Origin of the sequence: Streptomyces sp. NPDC047072 (assembly GCF_040643855.1) — a bacterium.
GTDB lineage: Bacteria > Actinomycetota > Actinomycetes > Streptomycetales > Streptomycetaceae > Streptomyces.
The window spans coordinates 59,466-82,979 of record NZ_JBEYVC010000010.1; the positions used below are offsets into that span (position 1 = coordinate 59,466).

15 protein-coding genes are annotated in these 23,514 nt (G+C 72.5%); 6 read left to right on the forward strand and 9 right to left on the reverse strand.

From position 1 onward, the window contains the following. Positions 1-25 precede the first annotated feature (25 nt). Both ABZ896_RS06885 and ABZ896_RS06890 read left to right on the forward strand, forming a co-directional pair. Entirely contained in the window at positions 26-952 is a 927-nt protein-coding gene (locus ABZ896_RS06885; protein WP_360923185.1) for an LLM class flavin-dependent oxidoreductase, read from the forward strand. Between the two features lie 85 nt (positions 953-1,037). Then, a complete protein-coding gene (locus ABZ896_RS06890; RefSeq protein WP_360923045.1) occupies positions 1,038-3,002 on the forward strand; it encodes an Ig-like domain repeat protein in 1,965 nt (654 codons plus the stop codon). A gap of 58 nt (positions 3,003-3,060) precedes the next feature. Here the strand turns inward: ABZ896_RS06890 and ABZ896_RS06895 are convergent, their stop codons facing one another. Next, the gene (locus tag ABZ896_RS06895) at positions 3,061-6,255 is read right to left on the reverse strand and encodes an alpha-L-rhamnosidase (protein ID WP_360923048.1); all 3,195 of its coding nucleotides are present in this window, start codon (positions 6,253-6,255) and stop codon (positions 3,061-3,063) included. Positions 6,256-6,401: 146 nt separating this feature from the next. Beyond that, entirely contained in the window at positions 6,402-7,343 is a 942-nt protein-coding gene (locus ABZ896_RS06900; RefSeq protein ID WP_360923051.1) for a helix-turn-helix domain-containing protein, read from the reverse strand. A 72-nt stretch (positions 7,344-7,415) separates the two neighbouring features. Here ABZ896_RS06900 and ABZ896_RS06905 point away from each other — a divergent pair, with 72 nt between their 5' ends. Beyond that, complete coding sequence (locus ABZ896_RS06905; RefSeq protein ID WP_360923054.1) at positions 7,416-8,468, forward strand: saccharopine dehydrogenase NADP-binding domain-containing protein; 1,053 nt, start codon at positions 7,416-7,418, stop codon at positions 8,466-8,468. A gap of 12 nt (positions 8,469-8,480) precedes the next feature. Here ABZ896_RS06905 and ABZ896_RS06910 read toward each other — a convergent pair whose 3' ends face one another. Next, a complete protein-coding gene (locus tag ABZ896_RS06910) occupies positions 8,481-8,849 on the reverse strand; it encodes a hypothetical protein (protein ID WP_360923057.1) in 369 nt (122 codons plus the stop codon). Positions 8,850-9,898: 1,049 nt separating this feature from the next. Here ABZ896_RS06910 and ABZ896_RS06915 point away from each other — a divergent pair. Continuing rightward, positions 9,899-11,221 (forward strand): DUF5933 domain-containing protein, encoded by a 1,323-nt coding sequence (locus tag ABZ896_RS06915; RefSeq protein ID WP_360923060.1) that lies wholly within the window; start codon positions 9,899-9,901, stop codon positions 11,219-11,221. Positions 11,222-11,307: 86 nt separating this feature from the next. On the opposite strand, the gene ABZ896_RS06920 is transcribed toward ABZ896_RS06915, so the two are convergent. Then, on the reverse strand, positions 11,308-12,639 hold the full coding sequence (locus ABZ896_RS06920) for a helix-turn-helix domain-containing protein (protein WP_360923062.1): 1,332 nt from the start codon (positions 12,637-12,639) through the stop codon (positions 11,308-11,310). Positions 12,640-12,851: 212 nt separating this feature from the next. Between ABZ896_RS06920 and ABZ896_RS06925 the strand changes: the two genes are divergently transcribed. Next, positions 12,852-13,667, forward strand: a complete 816-nt coding sequence (locus tag ABZ896_RS06925) for a DUF4232 domain-containing protein (protein WP_360923065.1) — start codon at positions 12,852-12,854, stop codon at positions 13,665-13,667. Between the two features lie 65 nt (positions 13,668-13,732). Here the strand turns inward: ABZ896_RS06925 and ABZ896_RS06930 are convergent, their stop codons facing one another. Then, complete coding sequence (locus tag ABZ896_RS06930; RefSeq protein ID WP_360923067.1) at positions 13,733-15,796, reverse strand: glycoside hydrolase; 2,064 nt, start codon at positions 15,794-15,796, stop codon at positions 13,733-13,735. A 321-nt stretch (positions 15,797-16,117) separates the two neighbouring features. Between ABZ896_RS06930 and ABZ896_RS06935 the strand changes: the two genes are divergently transcribed. Continuing rightward, a complete protein-coding gene (locus ABZ896_RS06935; RefSeq protein WP_360923070.1) occupies positions 16,118-16,894 on the forward strand; it encodes a polysaccharide deacetylase family protein in 777 nt (258 codons plus the stop codon). On the opposite strand, the gene ABZ896_RS06940 is transcribed toward ABZ896_RS06935, so the two are convergent. From ABZ896_RS06940 to ABZ896_RS06955, 4 genes are read right to left on the reverse strand one after another with little or no spacing between them, the layout of a single operon-like run. Further along, positions 16,867-19,158: a DUF3488 and transglutaminase-like domain-containing protein gene (locus ABZ896_RS06940; RefSeq protein WP_360923073.1), complete on the reverse strand. Its 2,292-nt coding sequence runs from the start codon at positions 19,156-19,158 to the stop codon at positions 16,867-16,869. The two genes, ABZ896_RS06935 and ABZ896_RS06940, sit on opposite strands and share 28 nt — an antisense overlap. Next, entirely contained in the window at positions 19,155-20,279 is a 1,125-nt protein-coding gene (locus tag ABZ896_RS06945; protein ID WP_360923076.1) for a DUF58 domain-containing protein, read from the reverse strand. The genes ABZ896_RS06940 and ABZ896_RS06945 overlap by 4 nt, the downstream gene beginning before the upstream one ends. Then, the gene (locus ABZ896_RS06950) at positions 20,279-21,223 is read right to left on the reverse strand and encodes a MoxR family ATPase (RefSeq protein ID WP_360923079.1); all 945 of its coding nucleotides are present in this window, start codon (positions 21,221-21,223) and stop codon (positions 20,279-20,281) included. Before ABZ896_RS06950 ends, ABZ896_RS06945 begins: the two co-directional genes overlap by 1 nt. After that, positions 21,220-23,415: a hypothetical protein gene (locus ABZ896_RS06955; RefSeq protein WP_360923081.1), complete on the reverse strand. Its 2,196-nt coding sequence runs from the start codon at positions 23,413-23,415 to the stop codon at positions 21,220-21,222. Before ABZ896_RS06955 ends, ABZ896_RS06950 begins: the two co-directional genes overlap by 4 nt. Positions 23,416-23,514 lie beyond the last annotated feature (99 nt).

Sequence of the window (23,514 nt, forward strand, 5' to 3'; positions counted from 1 at the left end):
CACAAGCCTCGGCACCCACCCCCGCATGCTCCTCGTCCTCAGCGAGAACTGGACCCTGACCGGCGGCCGCGCCGATCTCCCCATGGCCGTGCGCTGGGCCCGCGAGGCCGAGGACGCCGGCTTCGACGCGGTCATGGTCAGCGAGCACGTCGTCCTCGGCCCCGACGCGGCCGCCGCCGGGATCATGGGCAACCCGCGCGCCTACGCGCTCCCCGGCAACCAGGACCCGTACACCCCCTGGCCGCACTCCCTCCTCCTGCTCGCCGCGATCGCCTCGGTCACCACCCATCTGCGGCTGGCCGCCGCGGCCGTCCTCGCCCCGCTGCGCCATCCGCTGCTGCTGGCCCGTGAACTCGGCACCCTCGACCTCCTCGCGGAGGGCCGGCTGATCGTGCAGCCCACGGTCAGCTGGAGCCGGGACGAGTACGAGGCGCTGGGCGTGCCGTTCGGCCGCCGCGGACGGCTGCTCGACGAGCACCTGGAGGTCTGGGCGAAGGCGTGGGGGCCGTCACCGATCTCCCACGAGAGCGACAACTACCCTTTCCGGGACGTGTACTTCGAGCCGAAGGCGTACCGGCCCGAGGGCCCCCGCCTGTGGTTCGGCGGCCAGCAACTGCACGGTCCCGTCCTGCGCCGCCTGGTCGCGCACGGCCACGGCTTCCACCCCCTCGGCCGCCCCACCGCGGAGGACCTGCACGCCCTCAAGGAGGCGATGACGGCCGCCGACCGGGACGCCGCCGAGCTGGAGATGATCGGCGGTACCGACCCCGTCTTCCCCGACGACCGCTCCCCGGCCGACCTCGGCGCGGCCCTCGCCTCGGTCCCGGAACAGCTGGAGCAGGGCTTCACGACCTTCTGCATCAAGCCGAACCAGTTCATCGACGACCCGCGCGGGGTGGGGCCGTTCTGCCGCGAGGTGATCCGCCGGGTCGAGTCCCCAGGGGCTTATTGAGTCCTCAATTGTCACTGGCATGCCATACGCTGCGATCGCCGCCCGACGACCACCGGGCGCTTCATATGTGGGGGGTCACATCACTGTGCGCAGGCGCAGCATCTCTTCGGCGACCGCACTCGCCGTCGCTCTCAGTTCGGTCGCCCTGGTGGGCGGCGTCGCGGGTCAGGCCGTGGCCGACTCCGCCAAGGTCCTGCCGGTCAAGTCGGTCGGCGACATGGTCGTCGACGGCGTCCACCAGCGGGTCTACGTCTCCGACCCGACGAGCGGCCAGATCGTTGTCACGGACTACACGGGCGCCGTCAAGGCGACCCTGACAGGCATGCCCGGCGTGACCGGCCTGGTCCTGTCCGCCGACTCCGGGCAGTTGTACGCGGCCGTCAAGGGCGACGACCGGATCGTCGCCGTGGACACGCAGACGGCCGCACCGGTCCAGAGCTACCCGCTGGGCGAGGACGCCCCGATCGACCTGGAGGTCGTGGACGGGCGGATCTGGTTCTCGTCCGGGAACGGCCTCGGCTCGCTCGACGTCACCGGCGCCGAGCCGGTCGTCCACCACGCCGAGGGCGGCGACGCCAGTCTCTACGGCTCCTCGCTGCTCGCCGCCGACCCGGCCGTCCCGGGCGTCCTGGTGGCCGGCAACGCGGGCGACCTCGCCGTGTTCGACGTGACCGCGGACGGCGCCACCGTGCGCGCCAAGGGCCGTATGGACACCGGCGTGAAGCAGATCGACCTGACGCCCGACGGCAAGCAGGTCCTCACCTCGTGGGCCGACGGCGGCGGTTACGGCATCGGCGCCTACGCGGCCACCGACCTCGCCCAGCAGACGAGCTACCCGATCGACGCCTACCCGAACGCGGTACGCGTCGCGCCGGACGGGTCCGTCGCGGGCGGCAGCTTCTCCTGGTACGAGCCCGACGTGCACATCCACCGGCCCGGCGATCCGGTGCCGACGCGGGAGTACGACTTCCCCAACACCGGCAACAGCAGCGGCGCCGACACCCTCGTGGACGGGGCCCTCGCCTGGGCGCCGGACGCCAGCCGGGTCTTCGCGGTGTCGGTGAACACGTACGACACGTACACCCTGCGCGCTCTGACCGACCCGACCAAGGAGCTGCCGACCCTCAAGGTGTCGGCGCCCGCCAAGTCGGACCGCGCCAAGAAGCTCACCGTCACCGGGAAGCTGACCTCGAAGACGGCGCTGCCCGCGGGCACCGCGCTGACGGTGACCCGGACGGACCTCGAGTCGCCGAAGGGCAAGGCGCTGGCCGCGGTCAGGACCAAGGCGGACGGCACCTTCTCCTTCACCGACACCCCGCCCGCCGGCGGCAAGGTCACCTACAAGGTCTCCTTCGCGGGTGACGCCACGCACGCCGCCGGTTCCGGCTCGGACGCGGTGGAGGTCTCCCGCAAGGCGACCTCGCTCACCCTGAACAACAACGGCAAGCTGTACCCGTACGGCAAGGACGTCACATTCACCGCGCACCTCGGGTCGACGTACAAGAACCGCACGGTCGCGATCTACGTGGACCCCTTCGGCCCCGACAAGCCGAAGAAGCTGGTGAAGAAGGCCAAGGTCAACTCCAAGGGCAACCTGTCGGCGGTCGTCGACATGACCCGGGACACCCAGGTCACCGCGGTCTTCGACGGCGACGCCCGCAACGCGCCGAAGACCGTGAAGTCGACGGGCTTCGCCAAGGCGCGGATCTCCATGTCCGTCGCCAAGTACTACAAGACCGGCAAGATCGGGTCGACGAAGTACTACTACTTCCGCAAGAACACCGACCCGGTGTTCACCACGACCATGAACTACTACACCGGCCGCCAGCAGTACTTCGAGCTCCAGGTCTATTACCAGGGCCACTGGTACGACTCCGGCGCCGAGTACTTCGCGCTGGCCACCAACGGCCGGTCGGCCGTGACCCTGGAGGCGCCGGGCGAGTCCGGCATCCGCGCCCGGGTGCGCTCGTCGTACATCAACGGCGACTCCGGCGACACGGTCAACTCGACGACGCGCGGCGGCTGGAAGTACTTCCTGTTCACCAACTGACCCGCTGACAAAGGGCGCGAGGGACTTCGTACGGTCCCTCGCGCCCTCTTTTGTCCGGTCAGGCGCTGAACTCGTAGGCGCCGGAGCCGACTTGGTAGACCGCGCTGCCCTCCTCCTCGCGCAGGAACTTCGCGCCGCGCGGTGAGGTGACCGCCTTGCGGGAGGCGGTGGGTATCCATACCTCCGCGGTCGTGTTGGGCGGGATCGCGCAGGTCAGGGTGAAGCGGTCGCCGCGCAGCCGCCAGCGGGTGGCGACCGGGCCGTAGGGCGAGGTGAAGGTGGCGCGGGCCTGGGTGACCGCGCCGCCCGGGCGGGGCCGGACGACGATCTCACGGTAGCCGGGGCGGCCCGCCGCGATACCGGCGATGTTGGTGTACATCCACTCGCCCACCGAGCCGTAGGCGTAGTGGTTGAAGGAGTTCATGATCGTGTCCTGGAAGGTGCCGTCGGGCTTGATGGAGTCCCAGCGCTCCCACATCGTGGTGGCACCCCGGTCGATCTGATAGCCCCAACTGGGGTAGGAGCGCTGCTGGATGAGCCGGTAGGCGAGGTCGGTGTGGCCGGTCTCGGTGAGGACGGGCAGCAGGCGGGGCGTGCCGAGGAAGCCCGTCGACAGGTGGTCGTCCCGCGCCTCGATCAGCTCGACGAGCCGGTCGGCGGCGGGCTTGCGGGCCGTGTCCGGCAGCAGGTCCATCGAGAGCGCGAGGACGTAGGCGGTCTGGGTGTCGCCCTTCACCCGGCCGTCGGCGCCGACGTAGGCGTTCTGGAACGCCGTGCGGATCCGGGCGAAGAGGTCGCGCCAGGGGGCGGTGTCCTCGCCGAGCACCTCGGCCATCCGGGCCGCGAGGTCGGCGCTGTGCGCGAAGTAGGCGGTGGCGATGACGTCCTTGGGCGTCTCGTCGTTCACGTTCAGCCAGTCGCCGTACCCCTCGGCGGGGCGCAGCAGTCCGCTGCTGTGCTGCTCCAGGTACGACAGCCAGGACAGCACCGACTCCCAGGCGTCGGCGATCACCCGGCGGTCGCCGTAGGCCTGGTAGAGCGCCCAGGGGACGGTGACGCCCGCGTCGCCCCAGCCCGCGGTGCCGCTGCCGAGCGTGCCGACCACCGGCGCCACGTCGGTGAAGGCGCCCTCCGAGGTCCGCGAATCGCGCAGGTCCACCAGCCACTTGGACAGGAAGCGCGCCGACTCCATGGTGTAGGCGGCGGTGGGTGCGAAGACGTTGATGTCGCCGGTCCAGCCGAGGCGTTCGTCGCGCGCGGGCGTGTCGGTGGGGATGGACAGGAAGTTGCCGCGCTGGCCCCAAGTGATGTTGCTGTGCAGCTGGTTGAGCATCGGGACGTCGGTCTCGAAGTCGAGCGTGAAGGGGGCCGAGGTGTGCATGACCCGGCCCGTGACCGCCTCGGCGGTGGGCGTGCCGGGGAAGCCGGTCACCTCGACGTAGCGGAACCCGTGGAAGGTGAAGCGGGGCTGGTAGACCTCCTCCTTCCCGCCGCCCTTGAGGGTGTACGTGTCGGTCGCCTTCGCGCCGCGCAGGTTCGCGGTGTAGAAGGTGCCGTCGGGGTTGAGCACCTCGGCGTGCCGGAGCCGGACCGTGGTCCCCGCCTCGCCCTTCACCCGCAGCCGCACCGAGCCGACCATGTTCTGCCCGAGGTCGAACACGTAGGAGCCAGGGGCGGGTTGGGTGATCCTCACGGGCTTCAGCTCGCGCTCCACCCGCACCGGGCCGTCCACCTGCGCGACGATCAGCCCGGGGCCGACGTCTCCGGCACCCCGTACACCGAGCCAGCTTCCGTCGTCGAAGCCCGGCGAGGTCCATCCGGGGGCCTCCTTGCGGGCGTCGTACGTCTCGCCGCCCAGCAGGTCGGCGGCGACGATCGGTCCGGCGGCGGCCCGCCAGTCCGTGCCGGAGGTGATGCGCTCGGTGCTCCCGTCGGCGTACTCGACCTCCAACTGGGCGCGCAGAGCCGGGACTTCGCCGTACTGGCCGGGGCCGAACATGCCCACGTTGCCGGAGTACCAGCCGGGCGCGAGATACGCGCCGAGCGCGTTGGCGCCGGGCCGCAGCAACTCGGTGACGTCGTACGTCTGGTACTGGACCCGGGTGCGGTAGTCCGTCCAGCCGGGCGCGAGTTCGTCGCGGCCGACCCGCCTGCCGTTGAGGTGGGCCTCGTACAGGCCGAGCGCGGTGGCGTACAGGCGCGCCCGGGCCACCTTGCGGCGCGGCAGCCGGAACTCGTGCCGCAGCTGGGTCACGCCGTACGACACCGCGGTGACCCGGCCCCACGGACCCGCGCCCCACGCGGCCGCCACCTTGGCCGCCGGCCAGCCCGTGTCGTCGAACGCCAACTCCCGCCAGTCGGACGCGGGTTGCTGGTCGGTGCTCTTCCAGGAGCCGTCGGTGAACACCTTCTGCTCGCCGTCGGCGGTACGGACCACCAGGACGGCGACGAGCCCGGCCGGGCCCACCGTCGCGTTGGTCGCGGAGACGGCGATAACGTTGTCACCGGCGCGCACGCGGTCCAGTACATCCACGACGGCCGGGCGCCGCCAGTCCTCGTTGTCCGTGTCGAGGTCGGTGTGCGCCACCTCGACGCCGTTGACGGAGACCGCGTAGACGTTGTCCGCGGTGATGGCGAGCGTCGCCGCCGTGATCCCGGCCGGCAGTTGCGCGGTGTGGCGGAACCAGCGGGTCGCCGCCGGAACGCTGTTGGTGGGGTCGCCCTCGTTGAACCAGATCCACGAGGCGCCCTCGAAGGACGGGACGTCGGTGAGGCTCGCCGGTGCGGAGATCCAGTCGGCGCTCCACTGACCGGTGTCCATGAGCCCGGTCTCCCACCAGGAGGGCGCGCTCCACCCGGAGACCTGTCCGTCGCCGTCCCAGACCCGCACGGACCAGAAGTACCGGGTACGGGGGGCGAGTCGGGGCCCCGCGTACGCCACGAGCGAGGACTCGGCGGATCTGACCTTCCCGCTGTCCCAGACGTCCGGGCGGCTCAGACGGGAGGTGCTGGTGGCGACCCGGACCTGGTAGGCGGTCTGCCAGGCGCCGGGCTTGTCGGAGGTCAACGGCCAGCTGAGCCGGGGGTGTCGGGTGTCCAGGCCCAGGGGGTTGCGGACGTACTCGACGGTGGGTGTCGTGGCCCGGACCCGTCCGGCCGCCGACACGGGGGCGGCCGCCGCCGTTCCGTCGAACGCCGTCGCCGCGGCGACCGTGGCCGCGGCGCCCACAAGGATGTTCCTCCTGCTGATCATGACGACTCCTCACTTGCGCGGAAGGGAGATGAATCGATTCAAAGCCGAGAGGCGTGGGTAACGTATGGGCCGCTTGCGGTGAGGGTCAATCGTCGTGCAGGAGATTTCCTGTGAGGCGTGGGCGGTTGAACGGTTTCAATCGACGTTCAGCCGGTGGTGCGGAAGGTGCGGCGGTAGGTGTCCGGGGGCACGCCGACCGTGCGGTGGAAGTGGCGGCGCAGGGTCGTGGCCGTTCCCATGCCGGTGGCCGTCGCGATGGAGTCCACGCCGTCGTCGGTCCGCTCCAGCAACTCCTGGGCGCGGCGGATGCGTTGGGTCAGCAGCCACTGCAACGGGGTGGTGCCGGTCGCCGCGCGGAAGTGGCGGGTCAGATGGCGTGGGCTCATCCCGGCCCGGCGGGCCAGGTCCGTCACGGTCAGGGGCCGGTCGAGGCGCTCGACCGCCCAGGGCAGCAGCGCGGCCAGCGGGTGGTCGTCCCGCTCGGGCACGGGCGCGGCGACGAACTGCGCCTGGCCGCCCGCCCGGTGGGGCGGTACGACCAGCCGGCGGGCGACGGTGTTGGCGATCGCCGAGCCGTGGTCGAGCCGGACCAGGTGCAGGCAGAGGTCCATCGCGGCGGCCTTGCCGGCGGAGGTGAGCACGCTGCCGTTGTCGACGTAGAGCACGTCCGGGTCGACCTCCACCAGCGGGTGGCGGGCGGCCAGTTCGGCGGTGTGCGCCCAGTGCGTGGTGGCCCGGCGGCCGTCCAGCAGACCGGCGGCGGCCAGCACGAACGCGCCCGTGCACAGCGAGGCCACCCGGGCCCCGGCCGCGTGGGCGGCCCGTACCGCGTCCACGAGTGCGGCGGGCGGGTCCACGTCGACGTCCACCCAGCCGGGGACGATCACGGTGTCGGCCCGCGCGAGACCGTCGAGCCCCCGGTCGGGCTCCAGCCGGAACCGCCCCACCCGCACGGCGTCCGCGCCGCAGATCCCGACCTCGTACCAGGGCACGGTCACCCCGTCCGGGACGGAGCCGAACACCTCGTACGCCAGGGAGAGTTCGAAGTGGAGCATGCCCTCGGTGACGGCCAGCGCGACGGTGTGCATGTCCGTAACTGTACGGGGCGTGTCGTTCCGGACACTCACGACGGCGTGCCCGCCCGAGCCAGGATGTTTCCCATGAGACGCGAAGAGGGACGCACGGTGGCGGTGTTCGGGGCCTACGGGCACACCGGGCGGTTCGTGGTGGCGGAGCTGCGGGCCAGGGGGTTCGTGCCGGTGCTGTCCGGCCGGGACGCGGTGAAGCTGCGATCCCTGGCGCAGGACTTCCCCGGCGCCGAGGTGCGGCCGGCCTCCGTCGACGACCCCGGGTCGCTCGACCGCGCGCTGGCCGGCGCGGACGCGGTGATCAACTGCGCGGGCCCGTTCGCGGTGACGGCGGCTCCCGTGATCGAGGCGGCGCTGCGGGCCGGGATCCCGTACGTCGACGTGGCGGCGGAGATCGAGGCCAACGCCGACACGTTCACGCGCTTCGCCGACCGGGCGCGGGAGGCGGACGCGGTGATCCTCCCCGCGATGGCGTTCTACGGCGGCCTCGGCGACCTGCTGGCGACCGCCGCGCTGGGCGAGGGGACGGCGGCGGACGCGGTGGACATCGCGTACGGGCTGAGCGGCTGGCACCCCACCGAGGGGACCCGGATCGCGGGCGCGGTCTCGCGGCAGCGGCGGGGCGGGCGCCGGGTCCGCTACACCGGCGGGCGCCTGGCCTACGACGACTCGGAGCCGACGCGCTTGAAGTGGCGTTTCCCCGAGCCGCTGGGCGCCAGGGAGGTCGTCGCCGAGTTCACGATGGCCGACGTGGTCACGATCCCCAGTCACCTCGACGTCCCCGAGGTCCGCACCCACATGGCGGTCGAGGCGGCCACGGACCTCTCCGCCCCGGACACCCCGGCTCCGACCGCGACCGACGACCAGGGCCGCTCCGACCAGACGTTCCTCGTCGAGGCGGTCGTCCGCGCCGACGGGGTCGAGCACCGGGCGGTGGCCCGAGGCCGCGACATCTACGCGGTCACCGCCCCGCTCGCCGTCGAGGCGGTCCACCACATCCTGACGGGCCGCACGCGGACGACCGGGGTGACCTCGGCCGGAGCCCTCTTCGACGCCCCGGAGTTCCTGCGGGCGCTGGCTCCGCACATCGAGTTCGAGGTGCTGGGGGACCGGACGGTGTCCTGAGGGGCGTGGATGTCACGTCACTCGTGGGTCGGCCGGTGCGTGGTCCAGCACCCGCGGGTCCTGCTCGGGGACGCGCCACACGATGCGGACCTGTTCGTCGAGGGGGAGCGAGGGGCCGTAGACGACGATCCGCCGCACGAGGTAGTGGACGGCGAGCCGGAAGGCGTCGGGGTCGAGGTCGTCCATCGTCGCCACCGTGCCCCGGCCGAGGGCGCTCACCTGGCGGACGATGCGCGGCTCGCTTTCGAGGGGGCCGAGTTCGGCGAGGATCTCCGGTGGCGGGCCGTCGTCCTCGCGCAGGGCCCGGATCGAGCGTTCCAGCAGGTCAGGCTCGGTCTCGATCCTGTCGACGATCCGCGCGAGGACGTGGTCGTGGAGCACGTCCGCCTCGATGTCCGCGTGTTCCTCGGGGCTCTCGGAGCTCTCGCCCGTGCAGCTCGGGCACCCTTCGCAGGCGACCGGTGCGACGAGGTCCTCCTCGTACCCCTCGTCCGCCTGCCGGGTGGCGAGGAAGCACGAGCTCAGCCAGATGATCTCGGTACGGCTCAGGTCGAGGTCCTCCGCGGTCGGCAGATCGGTGTCTCCCCATGCGGCCGGGGAGCCGCCGTCCGGGTCCTGCGGCGGCGGGATCTCGGAAGCGCATCAGGGATTCCAGGGTGACGAGGTACGGATCCCAGTCGTGGGCACTGAGCAACAGCGTCGCCAGGCCGTCCCCCGGGCGCTTCCAGAAGATGAGGTCCTCGTCGTGGCCGTTGACGAAGTGGAAGACGTGGTCGTCGGGGGCGAAGTCGACGCCGGACATCTCGCCGAGGTGGGTGAGGACGGCCTGCCGGCCCCGGTAGCGTCCGACATAGCGGCGGGCCTGGGTGACGAAGGACGCCATGGTGGTGTCGTTCAGCACCGCGTTCGGGCTGACGCCGATGTGGCCGGGCGGACGGAACAGTCCGGACCGGCGCAACTGCTGGGTGGCGTTCGCCCAGTGAAGTGTCGCGATGTCCGGGTCGTGCACCACGCAGTAGACGGGGATGTTCCCGTCCGCCCACGTCTCGCCGTGATGGTCGACGGGGCACCGCGTAGCCGTTGCCCCGCCGCCGGCTGCTGCCGTCCTTGACCTGGATCTTGATCGTGTCGCTGGTGACCTCGCCGTCGTCGGTGAAGGGTGTCGTACGGCTCCTGAGGCGTCCGGCACGAAGCAGTCGGCTACGCCGAAGCCTTGCCCAATCGGCTCAGCGAGGCCCCTCCGGGGGCCCGTATGCGGAAACGCACAAGGAACGCAGCGGAAACGCACTGGAACCCGGAGCCGTTTCTTGCCATCTTTCCTGAGTCGGGAGCCCTCGCGGGGGGTGCTCCGTGTCAGGGAGAAGGCGGCCGGGGACTTGATACACATACCAGCGCGGTTCGTGCCGCATCCGCGGGCGAGACTCTGGGCCGTGGCGCTGCTCGCGCTCCTCGGACTGCTCGTCGCGCTGGAGTTCACCGCGCGCCACTACGGCATCCAGGGCCCCCTCACCGGCCAGCTGCACGACCTGGTGTTCCCGCCCCGGTCGGGCACCCAGACGTACGGCGGACTGGCGCTCACGATGGTGGTGCTCACCTGGCGGCAGCGCTTCACCGCGCTCGGTGCCGCGGTCGGCCTCGACCTCGCCTACGCCGCCCTGCGCTGGGCGGCCGGCATCCACCCCCACCACGGCCACTCCGCCTTCGGCAACGGCGCGCTGTGGGTGATGCTCGGCATCGCCGTCCTCGCCCTCACCCGCCGCACCGGCCCGGACCGCGTCCTGCTGCTCAAGGGCGCCGGCCTCGGCCTGCTGATGGTGGTCGCCCGCAAGATCGGCGACACCTGGCTGCTGATCACCGCGAAGAGCCGCCCCATGGTGCTCGACGAGTACGTCGCCGTCGCCGACCACGCGCTCGGCAACCCCTCCTGGGTGGTGGGCCGCCTCGTGGAGGCCACCGGCGCGGTCGGCTACAACACCCTCGACATCGTCTACGGCCAGCTCGCCGTCGCCGCGGTCTGCGTCGCGCTCTACCAGATGCGCAACGTCGTCACCGAGCGCCGCTTCCCCCGCCACCACCTGGTGCGCACCTTCCTCGCGATAGGCGCCGTCGGCCCCGCCGTCTACATGGTCTTCCCGGTGGTCGGACCGCTCTTCGCCTACGGCACCGGCACCGAGCACTGGGCCGGCATCGCCCTGTGGTCCCCGCACATGCCGCCCAGCGCGCCCTGGGCGGTGGCCGACCTATGGCCGCACACCACGGTGCCGCTCACCGCGCCGCACGCCGTGCCCTTCGACGGCATCACCCCGCGCAACTGCATGCCGAGCCTGCACACGGCATGGGCCACCACGATCTTCGTCCACTCCCGCAAGGGCCCCCGGGCCATGCGGTACGCGGGCACGTTCTGGCTGGTCGCCACGCTCACCGCGACCCTCGGCTTCGGCTACCACTACGGCGCCGACCTGCTGGCCGGCGTGGTCTTCGCCCTCACCGTAGAGGCGGCCCTGCGCACCTACGACCGCGCCTGGGACCGTCAGGGCCTCCGCCTGGTCGCCTACGGCACGACCGTCTTCACGGCGCTCCTCCTGTCGTACCGCTTCCTGCCAGTGGAACTGGCCGAGCACCGCTGGCTGACGGCCCCGCTCCTCCTCCTGGCGACGGCATCGGTGATCCTCGCCTACGTCCGCACGACCACGACCTGGGAACCATCCCCCGCCCCCGCCCGCCACCCGGAGCCCCAACCCGAATTGATCTGAGGGATTGGCCACTTTCTCCCGGCAACACGCCGCACATGGCGGCGGTTACCGGGAGAAAGTGGCCATCCCCACCCGACCAACCGACCTCAGCCCGGGATGTTCGGTTCGTACTCGTCTCGGCCCCATTCCGAGGAGCCGATCGGGTAGTTGTAGGCCGGGCGGCCTACGTTTCCGCTGGTGCGGAAAGGGGTGCCCTTGTTGTCGATGCGGACTGTGCCGTGCTGGTCGCCGCTGGACCAGTCGAGCTCCAGGTACCAGCTCACGTCGTGCGCCGAGGTGTCCGCGAAGACGTAGAAGACCTCGGGGTCGGACTCGCTGACCTTGTACGGGAAGTCGCGCCGGCCGCCCTTGGGGGAGAGCGAGGGCCGGCCGTCGTCCAGGTTCGTCCTGAACGACGCCGTCTCCACGCCGCCACCGCAGCCCACGCCCATCGCGAAGTCGTTCCAGGCGAGCGGCGCGTCCTTGCTCACCACCTGGACGTGCATCGCCTCCAGGACGACGGTCGCCTTCCCGGTGCCCTGCACGGTCAGCGCCAGCATCTGCTCCCCGGCGGCGACCCCGCCGAGCGCGGTCACCCAGCCGCGCGCGTCCTGCTCGCTCGGCGGCGGGGGCACCTGCTCGGGCTTGTCGTCGACCAGGTAGTGCTGGCTGCACGGGCCGTCCCACTTGTACGGGTTGACGGCGACGGTCGGCGCGGTGGCGCCGTCGCCGGACTCCGCGGCGGCTCCGGTGGCCGTGGGGCTCGGGCTCGTGTCGGGCGTGGCGGACGGCGAGGGCGAACCCTTCTTCGCGTCGGACGACGGGGAGGGGCCGGTGGTCGGGTCGGCCGACGCGGAGGAGGAGACGGTCGCGCCGAGGGACTCCTTCTTGTCGTCGTTCCCCTTGCCGGGGACGAGGTTCACCACGAGCGCGGCCGACACGAGCGCGGCGGCGACGGCTATCCCGGCGAGGACGACGGTACGGCGACGGTTCGCGGGGGTCTCCGGCCGCGTCCCCGACTCCACGTCCGCGGGGGACCACGGCTCGTCACCGGGACCGGGGACGGTGACCTTCTCCCAGGAGACGGTCTCGGGCTCGGCGGGGGGCGCGGGGCCGGCGGTTCCGGCGGTTCCGGTGGGCCCGGTCTCCGTCACCGGCCGCGCCTCAGATGGCGCCTCCGTCGGCGTCGGGCTCGTCTTCTGGCCGCGTCGGGCGTCCGCGAGGACCCACTGGCGGTGCAGCTCCACCAGCTCCGCGGGCGTCGCCTTGCACAGGCGCGCGAGCCGCTCCACGGGCGCGTAGTCCGTCGGTACGGCGTCCCCGTTGACGTACCGGTGCAGCGTCGACGCACTCATGTGCAGCCGCTTGCCGAGCACGCCGTAACTGAGTCCGGACCGCTCCTTCAACTGGCCGAGCAGGTCGGAGAACTCGTCCGCCACCGCCGTTCCTCCCTCTCCCACGTCCCGGACCGCCGTTCCAGGGGATGGGCGTTCCCCCAGGTCAGGGCCTTGCAAGCATTCCAGCGTCCCGGATGACACAACGGTCGTGGCGGGCGGGACGGATCAACCCACAACCTTGGGTCATCCAAGCACGCCGCCCCCGGCAAACGGAGGCGGCCCGTCCAACACCCGTGATTCTCAAGGGGGATCCCATGTCCGTTCGCACCCGCCGCACCCGTCGTACCCGCGTCCTCGCCGCCGCCGTGATCGCGGCCGCCGCGCTCTCGCTGACGGCGTGCAACAGCGGAGAGGGCGTCCACGACGAGGGGGCCTCCCAGGTGGTCGCGGCCACCGCCGCGCCCACGGCGGCGACGCCCCCGGCGAAGACGAAGGCGAAGGCGGACGAGGGCACCTCCACCGTTGGTGGACAGGACGGCACGGCGGGCCTGACGTCCACGGGCTCGAAGAAGGGCACGGGCGGCACGGGCGGTACGAGCGGCGGCGGTACGACCGGTTCCACGGGGTCGAGCGGTACGACCGGTTCGCAGGGTTCGTCGGCCAGGAACTCCTCCGCCAAGGGCGCCTCGGGCGCCGTGGACTCGGACGACTCGGAGTCGATCCTCAACCCCTGCACCACCGCGACCACCAAGGTGACCGCCACCCAGGTCGCCCGCCCCCTGAACCACATGCTCCTCACCGTCACCAACCGCGGCTCGAAGAACTGCGACCTCGTCTACTACCCGGCGGTCGACTTCGGCGACGCCCAGTCCGTCCCGCCGGTCATCGAGGACTCCCAGCCGCAGGCCGTGGTCACCCTGGCCCCCGGCGAGTCCGGCTACGCGGGCATCATCCTGTCCGCCGCCGACGGCAGCGGCTCGGACGGCCGTACGGCGAAGACGCTCGACGTCTGGTTCAACGACAACGCCGGCCACGCCACCCCGTCCCTGCCCGCGGACGGCGTCTACGTCGACTCCTCGCTCCAGGTGACCTACTGGCAGTACTCCATGGACGACGCCCTCGCCTGGTGACACCCCCCCCAGCACACACGAAGGGCCCGGGTCGTCAGACCCGGGCCCTTCTCCGAACCCGCCTCTTACTCGACCGGTGCGGCTGCCGCAGACGTCACGTCCGTGACCCTCCAGCGCTGGTTCGATCCCGAGTTGGCCAGCCAAGTGCCCACGCTCGCGCCGTCGTTCGTGGCCTGGCCGCCGACTTCCGCGAGGCGGCCGGTTGAGGCGTTGACGAGGGTCCAGGTGCCGTCGCCGGTCGAGGACATGATCCACTGGGCGGCGCTGTCGGGGGTTCCCTCCGCAGGCTCGGCGACCAGGGCGCCGTCCCGGACGGCCAGCCGCTTGCCCGAGGTCGCCTCACCGAGGACGTACCGCTTGCGGTTGTCCTTGCCGGTGATCTGCTCCACGCGCCACTGCCGGCCGGTCGGGTCCGTCGCGCCCGGGGTCCTGATGACCAGGCCCGTGCCGTTGTCGGCGATGGTGAGGTCCTTGCCGCTCTGGACGCCGGTCAGCAGGTAGCTGTGGCCCTTGCGGAGTTCGGCCGCGTCCTTCGCGACCCCAAAGACGCCCTTGACGAGGAAGGACGTCACCGACTGCGCGGGCACCGTCAGCGTGGCCGCCTTGCCGGTGACCCGGACCGGCTTCCCCTTCGCCAGCTTGCCGTCCGCGCTGGTCACCACCGGCGTGACGGTGGCGTGGGAGGAGATCCGGCCGAACTTGGAGAGGTCGAGCGTGACGTCCCGCGCCTCGGTGGTGCTGTTGACGTGGACGACGGTCGCCGCGTCGCCCTTCTTGGAGACGGCCGCCGTGCTGGAGGTGTTGTCCGTCTTGATCAGCCGGTCGCCGGGCTTGATGTAGTGCGTGAAGTTGCGGGCCGTGTCGAACTTCGTGTTCGTGTAGACCGGGCAGGTCTCCAGGGTGTCCTTGGAGGTGCAGCTGAACGAGAGCTGGATCTCGCCCCAGTTGCCGCCCTTCGCGGACTCGCCGCCCGGCTTCATGTTGTCGTAGTCCTCGACGGGCTGCCAGAACACCCAGGCGCGGGGCTCCAGTTCCCGCAGGTCGTCGACGATCCGCTGGGCGAGACCGAGGCCGGGCCGCATGTCGGTGAAGCTCTGCCCGTCGCCCCAGTCGCCCTCGACCTCGCTCATCCACAGCGGCTTGTCGGCGGCCTTGGCCAGGTCGCGGACGGTGGTGCGCTGGCTGGTGCCGTAGGTGTGGACGTTCATCTGGCCCACCAGGTCCCGCACTTCCTGCGGGTAGGAGTTCCAGTTGGTGGCGAAGGTGGAGGGGTTGGTCTCGTCCATCGCGGAGATCTCCGCGTCCGTCCTCGACGCGTCCAGGGTCGGCGCGAGGGCGCTGATCACCTTCTGCTGGAGCTCGGGGCCGATGTGGGCGCCCTCCTGGCGGCCGCCGACCGGCTGTCCGTCCGAACCCAGCTTGGTGCCCCAGTAGTTGGTGTTCGGCTCGTTGAACGGGTCGAGGGTGTCGACCTTGATGTGGTGCGCCTTCTCCAGCCGTTCGGTCGCCCCCACCAGGTACTTGGCGAAGTCGTCGACGGAGTCCGCCTTCAACTGGTCCTTGCCCGCGTCGAAGTTGCCGGAGACGTAGCCGCTCTCGGTCATGAACCACGGCGGGGAGTTGCTGAACGTCTCCCAGTGCGTGATGTCCTTCTTGATGCGGTCGACCCACCAACGCTGCGTCTTGTCGGCCTTGTTGTTCCAGTCCGCCGGGTCGTCGGCGTCCCACCAGTCGACGTCCTCGCGGGTGGTGCCGGCCGGCGCCTTCCACCAGCCCTCGACCGCGCCGCCCGCGCGCAGGTAGTCCTTGACGTCCGGGGCGTTGCCGCCGCCGATGTTGTAGCGGGCGATGTTCAGGTTGAGACCGTCGTCGCCGAAGAGCAGCTTGGCCAGGCGCTCGCGGATCGCGGGCGGGTAGTCGCCCGTCGCGTTGGCGAACCAGACCAGGCTGGTGCCCCAGCCCTCGAACTTCTCCTGCTGGTAGGAGGGGTCGGGGGTGACGGTGACCGCGGCCGTGGCGGTCACCTCCGCGTGGGCGGCCGGCAGCGAGGTGGCGGCCAGCACGGTGCCGGTCGCGAGGGCCGTGACGCCGAGGCCCAACAGCCTTCTTCTACGGGTGCGATCTGCCATGTCGACTACTCCAGCTCTGCGTTGTGCCGCGCATCCGACGGTAATGTTTACGTAAACATCTGGTTGCGTGATGTCTATCCTGTGCGAATCACGGCGGTCAAGGAGTCACAGGGAACCGAAAGTTGCGAGACCCCTAAGGGGAGTTCGGCGGGGTCAGTGGTCGACCGGCCGGCACGCCGTCCCCCTCACCCGCCGCCGCAGGGCGCGGGTTGTCCCCGGAGTTCCCCGGAATTGTCCTTGATCGGTAACGGATGGATCCCGCGGGCCCGTTCTCCCGTCCTGCCAGGTGGTCGAGAGCAACTGCGGGAGAGTGGAGCGGGCATGGCGCGGCAGGGCGACGAACGGGTCTGGTACGGCAAGGTGCTGGGGTCGGCGCTCGCGGTGACGCTGCTGGCGGCCGGGGTCTCGGTGTGGAGCGCGCAGGCCGGTGCCGTGAACAAGGGCGCGTCGCCGAAGCCGACCGCGTCGGCCACGCAGGGCAGCCCCCTCAAGCCGGTCGCGGTGTCCATCGCGCACGCCTCCGACAAGGGCGCGCGCGGCGTCAACATCACCATCGACGACGGCCCGGACCCGACCTGGACCCCCGAAGTCCTCGACGTGCTGCGGGAGTTCGGGGTGAAGGCAACGTTCTGCATGGTGGGCCCGCAGGCGCAGGCCCACCCGGACCTGGTGAAGAAGGTGGTCGCGGCCGGGCACCGGCTGTGCGACCACTCGGTGTCCCACGACACCACGATGAACAAGAAGTCCGAGGCCTACCAGTCCAAGGAGATACTCGACGCCGAGCGCATGATCACCGAGGCGTCCGGGGGCGTACGGCCGATGTACTACCGGGCCCCCGGCGGCGCGTTCACCCCGTACAGCCGCCGGCTCGCCGCCTCCCGGGGCATGCGTCCGCTGGGCTGGAACGTGGACTCCAAGGACTTCGAGCGGCCGGGCACGGACGCCATCGTCGCCACCGTGGAGGGGGAGCTGCCCAACGGCCCGACGATCCTCTTCCACGACGCGGGCGGCGACCGCTCCGAGACCGTCGAGGCCCTGCGCCTCGTCCTGCCCCGGCTCAAGGAGCAGGGTTACTCCTTCGGCTTCCCGGTGCGCTGAGGCCAGGTGCTCCCCGCGGCCCGGGGGCGTCTCACCGCGTCGCGCAGTACGTGCAACAGGCGGGTGCGGCGCGGGAGTTGGGTGCGGACCGTGCGTTCGATCGCGTCGGTGTCCGCCCAGGCCGCGTCGGCGGCCGCGGGGTCCGGGCCGTGGCCGCCGTAGCGGATCTCGTTGACCAGGGTGGCGAGGGCCGGCAGGCGCAGGCCCACCGTGCCGTCCAGACGGGACGTGCCGAAGGCCGCGATCTCCTGGGCGGTGTGCGCGCCCGTGTCGGGCAGGCCGAGCTGCGTGAGGCGTTCCACGATCTGCTGCCAGGCGCCGAGCACCCTGCGCCCCGCGTCCGGGTCGCCCCGCCGCCGCCCGCGTCTGCGGTACGGCAGCCACAGCGCGTACAGCACATAGGCCGTGACGAGCAGGAGCAGCGCGAGCGGCGCCGCCAGCCACAGGGGCAGTCCGGAGCCGGACGCCCGCCCGGAGGAGGGGGCCGCCGCCTGCGGAGCGCGCGGGGACGCCGACGGACGCGGTGACGCGGTCGCCCCGTCCGGCTTCCGCCGGTCCTCGGGCTCCTGGGCCGCCGCCGCGGCGGGACCGCCCTGCGTGCTCTCGCCCGGCGTCGGACGGAACGGCACCCAGCCGACCCCGGCGAACCGCACCTCCGGCCAGGCCAGCACGTCCCGCCCCCGCACCTGCCAGGCGCCGGAGCCGGTGCGGGTGCCGGGGCGGAAGCCCACGGCCACCCGGGTCGGCAGACCCAGCGAACGCGCCAGCACCGCGTACGCGGCGGCGAACTGCTCCGACGTACCGCGCCCGCCGTCCGTCAGGAAGAACTCCAGGCCGCGGTACGTGTGGCCGGGCAGCGCCCCCGGGTCGAAGCGGTATGTGCCGCGCAGCCAGTCGGCCAGCCGTGCGGCCCGCTGGTACGGGTGGGTGGCGCCCGCGGTGACCCGCTCGGCGATCTCCCGGAAGGACCGCACGGAGGCGATCGGCCGCCCCGCCGCGTCCACGTCCGGCAGGGCCGTGTCCGCCCGGTCGTCGGCGACGGCCGCGTACCGCAGCCGCTCGGCGTCGTACACCGGCAGCCGGGAGACCGCGGTGTAGGTGAACCCGGGCGGGACCGCCCGGCCCGTGGAGAGCGTCCCGCTGGCCGGGTCGACGGCCAGGGAGGTGCCCTCGGGCACGCTCACCGACGCGGGCCGGTCGGCGGCGGGGAGCCAGACACCGGGCAACGACTGCACGGTGACCCGCTGTTCGAGCTTTTTGGTACGGCCCGGATCGGCGCCCTTCTCCGCCGGCACCCGGCCCCCGGTGGGCGTCAGCCCGGCGCGGCTGGTCCAGGTCGTGCCGTCGTACCGGTCGAGGACCGCGAGCCGGTAGCCCGCGGGGGCCGCGCCCGAGGTCCGTACGGTGAAGACCTCCTCGTCGCCGTTGCGGGTCCAGGCCGCGACCTGGTCCAAGGGGCTGGCGGACTGCGGTCGTACGGTCGGTGTGGTGACCGTGGCGCGCAGGTCGGGAGGGGTGCCGAGGCCGGGGAGCCGGGGGCCGAGGAGCGCCGCGACCAGGCCGAGCGCGGCCACGGCCGGCAGCCGCGGGGCGAGGGCGCGCAGCGGGAGCCGGGTCCGGGAGCGCAGCAGGACCAGTACGGCGGCGGAGCCGGCCAGCGCGCCCGCCGCCGGGTACGAGGAGCCGGGGCCGTCCGCGCCGAGCACCAGCGAGAAGCCGAAGGCGAGGACCGGCGGGAGGGCGGGGAGCAGCGCGGCGCGGGTGCGCAGGGCGAGTTCGGCGGCGACGGCGGCGGCCGTCCACACCACGGCGTGCGGCAGCACCAGCAGCTCGGGCTCGCCGGGCGCGGGCAGGATCGTGGAGAGCAGCGCGTACGGGGCGTCCAGCAGCGCGGACCAGGCGGCACGCAGCGCGGGCCCGCCGGGCAGCCCGTCGCTCACCTCGTGGAAGAGCGTGGCACTGACGACGACGGCCCAGGCGACGAGGCTCAGCAGGACGGAGGGCCAGAGCGGCAGGGTGCCCTGAGGCTTGGCTGACCCGCCGCCCGCACCGCCCGCACCGCCCGCGCGGTCGGCGCGGCGGCCGAGCAGGCCCGACAGGACCGCCGACAGGGCGACGGGGACGCACACGGCCACCGCCAGCACCGGGAGCAGGTCCGCCGGGGGGAACACCCGGGCGAAGCCGTATCCCGCGGCCGCGCACAGGGCGGCGACCGGCACCAGCGACCACAGCCGCCGGGCCCGGTCCGGTCCGCCGACGTTCACCGCACCGCCTCCCGGCGCCATCCGACGGCCAGTTCGTCCAGCGACGCGACCCGCAGATGCGGTACGTCGGGACCCGGACCGGAGGCCCCGGCGCCCGCGCACAGCACCGTCACCCGGTCGTACCGCCGTCGCACCCGGTCGACCGCGCCCAGCCCCCCGGTGTCCTCGGTACCGGTGACCACGACCAGCGTCCCGCTCACGCGATGGCTCTCCAGTACGTCGAACGCGGCGGCCAGGGACGTGGTGTCCGAGCGGCGCACGAGCGCGAGTTCGTCGAGGAGCGCCTCGTCGTCCAGGTCCGTGCGCGGGCCCGTCGCGTCGACCAGGTGCACCGGGAAGTGGGACCGTGCCGCCGCGTGCGCGACGGAGGCCGCGCAGTCCACGGCCAGTTCGAAGTCGTCCTCCGAGCCGTAGGCGAGCGCCCGGGTGTCGAGGACGAGCGTGGTGTGCGGCAGCGAGACGTCGACCATCTGGCGGACCATCAGCGAGCCGGTGCGGGCCGTCGACCGCCAGTGCACCCGGCGCAGGTCGTCGCCGAGCACGTATCCGCGCAGCGCGTGGAAGGCCAGCGAGCCGTCGTCCGCGGTGTCGGAGACCGGCCCCTCCATGTGGTGCGCCCGCCCGGACGGCAGCACGGGCAGCGCGTGGACCCGGGGCCGGACGAGCAACGTGTCCTGACCGCCGTACGGCCGCATCCGGCGGGCGAGTCCGAGCGGGTCGGTGCGTTCCAGGCGCAGCGGGCCCACCGGGACGCGGCCGCGGCGGGCGGTGGGCAGCGCGTACCGCAGCTCGTGCGCGGCGCCCGGCGCCAGCGGCGGCACGTCGGCGGCGATGTCCCGGTCCCCGCACCGGTCGACGGCGCGCAGGCCCCGCCGGGTGCGGCCCCCGGTGTTGGTGAGGGTGACGACGCTCTCGGCGGGATCGCCCCGGCTCACCCGGTGCGGCGCGGTCCGCCGCTCTGTCTTCAGCGTGGGCGCGGGCAGCGACCACAGCAGCGCTACGGCGACGGCGAGCACGCCGGTCGTACCGAGCGCGGCGGCCTCGCCGTAGCCGAATCCGTAGCCGAGGGCGGTCAGCGCCGTGCCGCCGGCCAGCGTGCCCCACCCGGTGGCGGACAGCATCAGACGCGCGCCCCGCTCTCCAGCGGCACGGTGGTCAGTACCTCGTCGATCACGTCCGTCCCCGTCCGGCCGCTCAACTCGGCCTCCGGGGTGAGGATCAGCCGGTGCGCGAGCACGGGCTCGGCGAGCGCCTTCACGTCCTCGGGGAAGACGTACGGCCGGTCCTGCGAGGCCGCGCGCACCCGGGCCGCCCGCAGCAGGGCGACGGAGCCGCGCGGTGAGGCGCCGAGGCGGACGTCGGGGTGGGTGCGGGTCGCGGCCACCACCCGCACGAGGTAGTCGTGGAGCGCGTCGGCCACCTGTATCTCGCCGGCGGTCGCGATGAGTTCGGCGATCTCCCGCGCGGTGACGACGGGGGTCAGCGACTCGGGGCCGACGCCCGTCTCCTTGAGGACCGCGATCTCGGAGGCGTGGTCGGGGTAGCCGACGGTGATCCGCATCAGGAAGCGGTCCAACTGCGCCTCGGGGAGCGGATACGTGCCGCCCATGTCCACCGGGTTCTGGGTGGCGAGCACCATGAAGGGACGGGGGACCGGGTGCGTGGTGCCGTCCGCGGTGACCCGGCGCTCCTCCATCACCTCAAGGAGGGCGGACTGGGTCTTGGGGGAGGCGCGGTTGATCTCGTCGCCCAGCACGATGTTGGCGAAGACCGGGCCCGGCAGGAACTCGAACACGCCCGTGTTCTGGCGGTAGACGGTGGCGCCGGTGATGTCCGAGGGCAGCAGGTCGGGAGTGAACTGCACGCGCGCGTAGTCCGCGTCGACGGAGGCGGCGAGGCAGCGGGCGAGGGTGGTCTTTCCGGTGCCGGGCACGTCCTCGATGAGCAGATGCCCTTCGGAGAACAGGCAGGTGAGGGCGAGTTCGATGATGTCGCGTTTGCCTTTGACGACCTTTTCTATGGTGTCGGCGAGGGCGTGGAAGCGGGGGGCCAGGGGGGTGGTCATTCACATTCCCAGACGTCGGGGTTGAAGCGGGAGTCCACATAGAGGTCGGTGGTGTAGCCGGTGTAGGTTCCGGCGCGTTCCTGGTAGGTGAGGTAGGCCCAGACGTCGGTGACCGCGCCGGTGTGCGAGTCCGATTCCTGGCTCCCCTTCGTCCAGCAGTAGACGGTGACCTCGGGACTCGACAGGCCGGGGATGGAGCCTGTCCGCATGCCTTCATGGGTGGTGGGCTTCGTCCGGATCCCTATGGTGCCGGCGTCATTGTTGTTGTGGACGATGTGCATCTTCTGCGTGGGCGGCGTCAGATCGATCCATCCGGAGGTCGCGGAACCCGCTCCGGCCGCGTTGCTCGCCATCACCGCCATCCCCTGGACGGTGCCGTTGCGCAGACCCTCGTACGTGTGGCTGGTTTCGGCGGTCTTCGCCGTCCCCCCAGGCCCGTTGATCGTGTACGTCACCGTCCCGCCCGCCCCCTCCGGCGGTTCCCAGGACACCGTGCCGCCGTGGCCTCCCTGGGCCGGGGTGAAGGTGAGCTGTTCCGGTGCTCCCGGCGCGATGCACGGGCGGGCGAGTGCCGACGGCGCCGACTCCTTGGGCGGCTTGTTCTCGCCGTACTCCGCCACCACCGTGAAGCTGTACTGCTGTTCGCAGGAGCCGCCCGTCACCTCGAAGACGAAGGGGCCGTCGGGGTCGATCTCCTCGGGCGTGACCTTCTGGTCCGGCGCGGCTCCCTTGAGGACATAGCGCTGCGGGGTCGCGCCGAGTGCCTCCGCGAAGGTGAGGCGGATGCCGCCCGCGAGGGACTCGGCCTGCGGGGCGCCGGGGGCGCCGGGTTCGCGTTCCGGAGGGGTCGGTCCGGGTGTCGGGCCGGGCGGGCCCGCCGAAGTGCCGTCGGTGGGAGTGCCGTTGGCGGGGGCGGTCGTGGCCGTGGCCGTGACGGTCGCCCCGGGCTGGACCGGGGCGGCCGGGAAGCCCGTCGGCACGCTGTCCTCGACCGGCTTCGCGCCGGGCTCGCGCGCGGCGGGCGCGCCCGTCCGGTACTTGGCGATGTGCTTGACCGCGCCCTTGGCGTCGATCACCGCCGCGTCCGCGCCGTCCGGGTCGTTCGCCCACAACAGGCCGTCGCGGACGAAGAGTTCGAGCGCGCCGGCCCCGCCGGTGACCCGTACCGGTGCGGCGGACGCGGACAGGGAGGTGTCGTACACCAGCAGTCTGCCGCTCGACTCGTCCGGTACGTAGACCCGCTTGCCGAGCACCTGGGGCGCGCCCGGTTTCAGGCCCGTGACGGGGATCCGGGTGCGCAGGGTCTGCCGGCTGCGGACGTCCACCAGGACCAGGTCGCCGCTGCCGGCGGCCAGGACCGGGACGAGGGAGCCGTCGGTGCGGGCCGGGACCAGGACGTCGGCCGGGGTCGCCGCGGCGATCGCGTCGCCGAGGTCGAAGGTGCCCTGGACGCCGGCGGCCGCAAGTGCCTTGGCCACGGCGGCGGTTCGGTCCGTCACCACCGGCCGGTCGCCGGCCAGGGTGAGGGCGAGATCGTGGCCCGGATCGGCCACCTCGATCGCCGTACTCCGGTGTCCGGCGACGAACGGCACCACCGTGCCCCGGTCGGGCAGCGGCACCCACAGCGTTCCCTCGCCGTCCGCGACGGCGGTCCCGGGCCGGCCGCCCAGCTTCTCGGGCGGGCCCTCGGGAGTCGTCCGTGCCGGGTCGATCCGCTGGACGGTGCCCTTCGCCGGGTCGACGACATACGCGTACGCCCCGCCGGAGACCAACTGGAGCCCGGCCGCACCGTACTTCGTCGACCGGTCGGCGGTCAGCTGCGCCGCGTCGAGCCGTACGACCCGGCCGGTCCGTTCGTCCAGGAGCAGCGGGGCGGCGCCGTCCCGGGCGATCTCGACCGGGTGGCCGGTCGTCCCGGACGGCAGCGTGATCCTGCCGTCCACGTCGCCGGTCAGGCCGTGGGCGTGGACGACCTCGCCCTTCGCGCCGCTCGCCAGCCAGGCGCCGATGTCGGCGAGCCGGGGCCGGGTGCCGGACGCGCCGGCGCCGACGGTGAGCGAGGTGGCGACGAGTGCGCCGACCGCGCAGACCGCGAGATACCCCGTGACGCGGTTGCCGGTCGGCCGCAGCCGGGCGCGGACGGACCTGGCCAGGGCCGCGCCACGGTGACGGACATCCGGCCTCTCGGACACCGCCGACATTCTGGCTCCCCGGTGAGACGCTCAACTCCTTGTGAGGCCAGGTTAGTTGAGTGGGGCGCGGCTGTGAGGGGCGAGTCAAGCCAGAGGCGG